Annotated in this window: 2 protein-coding genes and 1 pseudogene; all 3 read right to left on the bottom strand. The window is 75.4% G+C overall.

Features of this window, described 5'->3' with window-relative positions; translation table 11 throughout:
* The coding region (locus ACFU99_RS32635) for an alpha-(1->3)-arabinofuranosyltransferase family protein (RefSeq protein WP_384398911.1) at positions 1-3,974 on the bottom strand (3,974 nt) is incomplete at its 3' end.
* A 5-nt stretch (positions 3,975-3,979) separates the two neighbouring features.
* Positions 3,980-4,753, bottom strand: coding sequence for a class I SAM-dependent methyltransferase (locus ACFU99_RS32640; protein WP_384398913.1), 774 nt, complete (start codon positions 4,751-4,753; stop codon positions 3,980-3,982).
* A 6-nt stretch (positions 4,754-4,759) separates the two neighbouring features.
* Positions 4,760-4,994: pseudogene (locus ACFU99_RS32645) on the bottom strand (hypothetical protein); the annotation flags it as partial.

Genomic DNA, 4,994 nt, shown 5'->3' on the forward strand with positions numbered 1-4,994 from the left:
GCCGTCGGCACCAGCAGCCACGGGCGGGCCCGCGCGACCAGCGCCAGTACGGGCACGACCACCGCCACCGGGCCCGCGACCACCACCAGGACGGCGGTCAGGGCCACGGTCCCCAGCACCCAGCCCGGCGAGGGCGGTGGCGGCGGAGGCGGCTCGGCGGCCGGGCGGCGGCGGACGAAGGCGAGGAGGGCGAGCAGGACGATGCCCGCCGCACCGCCGATCAGCGCCGCGTCGTACGTCGTCGACGGCTCGTAGGAGAGCCTGACCGTGCCGCCCTGCCCGGCCGGCACCAGGAACCCCTGCTGCCAGCCGTCGATGCGCAGAGATGTCAGCGGCTTGCCGTTGAGGGTCGCGTGCCAGCCCGAGTTGGCGTTCTCGTACGTCTGGAGGTACGCGGCCGAACCCGCGCCGACGCGCACAGCGCGCCGGTCGCCCGCCCAGTCCAGGGCCTTGGTCGCGCGCGCCGCCGCCGGAGCCGCGGCCTTGCCGCGCGTGAGGGCGACGTCGGTCAGGGCCAGCGGCCCCTGGTCCCCGGCCTCGACCGTGTGCGTGCCGGGCTTGAGCGGCAGCGCGCCGCCGCGTGCTTCGGCGCCGCACAACTCGACCTTGACGGGGCGGCGTTCGGTGAGATCCCGGACGCGCCCCGACGCCTTGGTCGCGTGCAGGGCGCCGTCCACGGCGAGCGCCGGGCCCCGGCCGCAGGGCAGCGAGAAGCGGGCGGAGGGCGCGGGCGCGGGCGTGCGCAGGTCGTCGAGGGCGGGCACGTACACCTCGCTGAGCCCGACGGGGAGCTGCAACTGACGGTCGGCGACCGGGTTGTGGACGGTCAGCGGCGCGACCTTGCTGATGGTGATGTCGAGCTGGTCGGTGACGATGGGCTCGAAGCGGGCCTGCCCGTTCTCGTCGACGCCCGCGGTGGCCGCGCCGTACGGGGAGTTGATGAGGATCTGTTCCGGCCGGGTGGAGAGGCCGCCCGCCGCGGCCAGGACGATGTTGTCGATGCTCCGTCGGCCGGGCCAGCGCAGATGGATGACGGGCCGGTCCCCGGCGATCCAGGCGGTGGTGAGGTCGCCGTCGACCAGGTTGCGGGCGCTCAGCGCGGTCCCGGTGCGGGCGGTGGAGTCGGCGGTCGCGGTGAGCCGCCGTCGGCTGCCCGGCGCGACGAGGTCGAGGAGCCGGTCGAGCTCGTCGCCGGGCACGGGGAGCGCGGAGGCGCTGACGGAGAAGTTTTCGGACGAGGACGTATCGGCAGTGGTGAAGCGGCGGTGCAGGCCGGTCTCGGCGGAGGCCGGGGAGAGCCCGCCCGGGTCGCTGCCGCGGTGCAGCGCGTACGTCTCGCTCGCCGCGTCCGTGCCCTGCGCGTCCTGCGGCAGCTTGAGCAGCCGGGTCACCTGGACGCCCGGAATGGCGACCTCGGAGAAGCCCGCGCCGGACAGCCCCGGCTTGGGGTCCTGCGACTCCAGAATGGTGATCTTCAGCCATTTCGCCTGCCCCACAGGCGCTTTGACGCTCTGCGGGAGGCCGTTCGGCTGGAGCGGGCTCTCCGCCGAGCCCCGGTCGGTCTGTACGCGTACGAGCGTGGGCGCGGCCCGCGTCCCGTCGCCCGGCAGCGGCGTCAGCTGGATCGAGGCGGGGATCGCGGTGGGCGTGTCGAAGCCGACGCGCAGCCACTGGCCGACCGGGTGGCCGGGCGTGCCCTCGGCCCACGCGGTGTCCGGGTTGCCGTCGAAGGCGTTCACGGGGTCGTACTGCGGGAGCTGGAAGAGCCAGTTGCCGCTGCTGGAGGCGGTGACCGACGCCGCGCCGCGCAGCACGGCCGTCGTCTGGTGCCGCACGCCCTTGACCGGCAGGATCTGCTTGGGCGGGCGGCCCGCGTCCTGGAGGCTGCCGGACGGATTCCGTTCCTCGGGCCCGTACGTGTACGAGGTGTTGGTGTTGACGAGCCCGAAGCGGGTGTCGGCGCGGCGCAGTCCGTCGCCGACCGCCTGGAGCGGCGGCGTGCCGATCCCCGGATGGTTGTCGCCGGTCAGGACGGTGGGCCGGCCGCGCAGCGACGGGTCGGCGGAGAGCGGGAGCAGCGACTCGGGGCCGCCGCTGACGACGGCCGTGCCGGAGACCGGCTTCGCGGTGACGGGGCCCGGCCGGGGGGCGCCGACGGGCTCGTAGATCTCGACGGCCTGTTGGCGCGGGTAGAGGCCCTGGATCTGTACGGGCGTCTCGGCGGGGATGCGGCCGCCGGTCAGCAGGGGGCCGAAGGCGGCGACCCGGCGGTAGCCGGAGGCTTCCAGGGTGCGTGTCACGGTCTGCGGCGGGACGTAGCCGATCTGGTCGGGGTCGAGGTCGTTGCGGACGACCACGTCGTACAGCCCCGCTCGCCCCAAGTAGTCGCGCAGGCCCGGCACTTCGGTTCCCGTCATCAGCGCCTGCTCCACGGCGTCCATCGCGCGGCGCGAGCCGGGGGTGCCGAACGGCACGTAGTCGCGCTGCGCCCAGCGGGACTCGGCGAGGACGTCGAGAGGCTGGTCGATGGGGGAGCCCCAGGTGTAGATGCCGTGCGCGGTGGCCGGTACGACGAGGGCGCGGCTGTCGGGGGAGTGCTTCTTCAGCCAGCCGGCCGCGTCGGACCAGTGCGTGGGCAGCTTGTCGAAGGAGCCCGGCTGGAGCACGGTGCCGTTGAGATACGGCCAGGCCAGCCCCGGCAGGAGCAGCAGCGCGGCCAGCGCGGGGGCGAGGCGGCGGCCGGGGACGGGGCGGGCGCCGCGCCGTTCGGCGGCGACGGCCGTCAGGTGCGCGAGGCCGAGGGCCAGCGCGAGGGCCAGGCCGGGCTGGAACTTGTAGATGTTGCGGAACGGGCGCAGCCAGCCGTCCAGCCACCCCTGGATGGTCGCGTGGAAGGGCGCGCCGTACGCGCCGCCGTACCCGGCCAGCGCGATGAGCACCACGCCCAGCACGGTCAGCAGCAGCCAGCGCCGCTCGGGCAGGTCGCGCCGGGCCAGCCCCGCCAGGCCGAGGGCGGCGGCGAGTCCGGAGCCGATGATCGCGACGAGGGCGGTGGCGGCGGCCCAGCCGCCGGGCAGCCAGGGCTCGCCGAAGTTGAGGTAGGCCACCCAGTTGCCCGCGCCGCGCAGCAGCTCGGTCGCGGACATGGTGGCGGTGGTGGTGTCCGCCTGCTCGATGTACGGCATGAAGTTGTCGCCGTAGTGGCCGAGCAGCAGCAGCGGCACGCTCCACCAGGCGGTGGCGAGGACCACGCCGGGGATCCACCACGCGAGCAGCGCGCGCTGCCGCCCTCCGCGCGGCCGGGAGAGCAGATACAGCGCCACGGGCAGCAGCGAGGCGAGCGTGGAAGCGGCGTTGACGCCGCCCATGAACGGGATCAGCAGCGCGGACCGGGCCGCGGCCACCCGCGCGCTCGACGTCCGCGAGGTCAGCGGCAGCAGCACCCACGGCAGCAGCGCGCCGGGCAGCGCCGCGGCGGCGGTGGACCCGACGACGATGGTGAACGTCGGCCACAGCGCGTACCCGACCGCGCCGAGCAGCCGGGTCGCGGACGAGCCGACGCGCAGCCGCTCGGCGAGGCGCAGCGCGCCCCAGAACGCGGCGGCGACGACGAGGGACATCCACAGCCGCTCCGCGAACCAGACCGGCAGCCGCACGAGATGGGCGAGCGCGTAGTAGGGCAGGGTCGGGAAGGCGTAGCCGATGTACTGGTCCGCGATGCCGCCGAAGCCGGCCCGGTCCTGCCAGAGCGTCCCCAGGTCGTGCAGGAAACCGAAGGGGTCGGCGGCCACGCCCAGCTTCGTCTCGAAGGTCATCCGCCCCGGCGCCCGCACCAGGAACGCGACGAGCGCGAGGGCCCAGAACCCCAGTAGCCACCGCCGGCCGCGCGGCGGCTCCGGCCCGTCGCCCGCGCGCCGGGCGGCGCGGTCCGGGCCCGGACCCGCGGGGGAGGGGACGAGCGTCGCCTCAGCCACGTCCATCACCCCGCCGCGGTTTCCGTGGCAGGGGCAGCAGACCGCGAACCGTCATAGGGGGACCGCCTCAGTATCAGCAGCAGATTCCAGGTGGCGACCTCCCGCAGCCCCGGCACGCGGGTGACCGCCCGCGCCAGGAACGGCGCGTAGCGGGAGCGGGCCGTGACCACGGTGACGCCGGGGAGGGCGCGCACATGGCGGAGGGTGGGGCCGATGTGGAGGGGGAAGAGGTTCTCGCCCACGGTGTGCTTGGCGGGGCGGCCGGTGCGCCGCCGGTAGCGGGCGCGGGCGCGGTCCGCGCCGAGGTAGTGCCACGGGCTCGTCTCGTGACCGCCCCAGGGGGACAGCCAGTTGGTGAACGCGATGTAGATCAGCCCGCCGGGCCGGGTCACGCGGATCATCTCGCTGAGGAAGGTGCGCGGGTCCGCGACGTGCTCCAGGACGTTGGAGGAGAAGCAGATGTCGGCCGTGCCGTCGGCGAGCGGCAGCAGATAGCCGTCGGCGAGCACCGCCCCGGCGGGTGGCGGGCCGTGCGCCGTCAGCTCCCGTACGTCCGGTTCGAAGAGGTAGCCGCGGGCGCCACGGCGCCGGAACTCGGCGGTGAAGTGCCCGCTGCCGCCGCCCACGTCCACCACGAGGCGGTCGCGCAGCGGCTCGTACCGCTCGATCTGCCCGGCGGCGTCGCGCGCGAGGAGCGCGTAGCACCGGCCGGGGTCGGACTGCTCGCGCCGGAAGGCGCGGAAGAGGGCGACGGACCGGGCGATCGAGGGGTCCCGCACCGCGGCTCACCGCCCGTACGGGGCCGGCTCGGCCTCCGTCGCCGGGTACGTCTCCGCGGCCGGGTACGACTCCGTCGCCGGGTGTGACTCCGTGGCGGGGTGTGACTCCGCCGCCAGTCGCGTTTCCGTGGCCGGGTGCGGCTCCGACGCCGGGCGTGCTTCTGCCGCCTGGCACGCTTCCGCCGCCACGGCCCGGAAGCCGCGGACCGTGCCGCTCCAGTGGAAGCGCTCGGCGCGCAGC

The organism is Streptomyces sp. NPDC057654 (genome assembly GCF_042800135.1).
GTDB lineage: Bacteria > Actinomycetota > Actinomycetes > Streptomycetales > Streptomycetaceae > Streptomyces.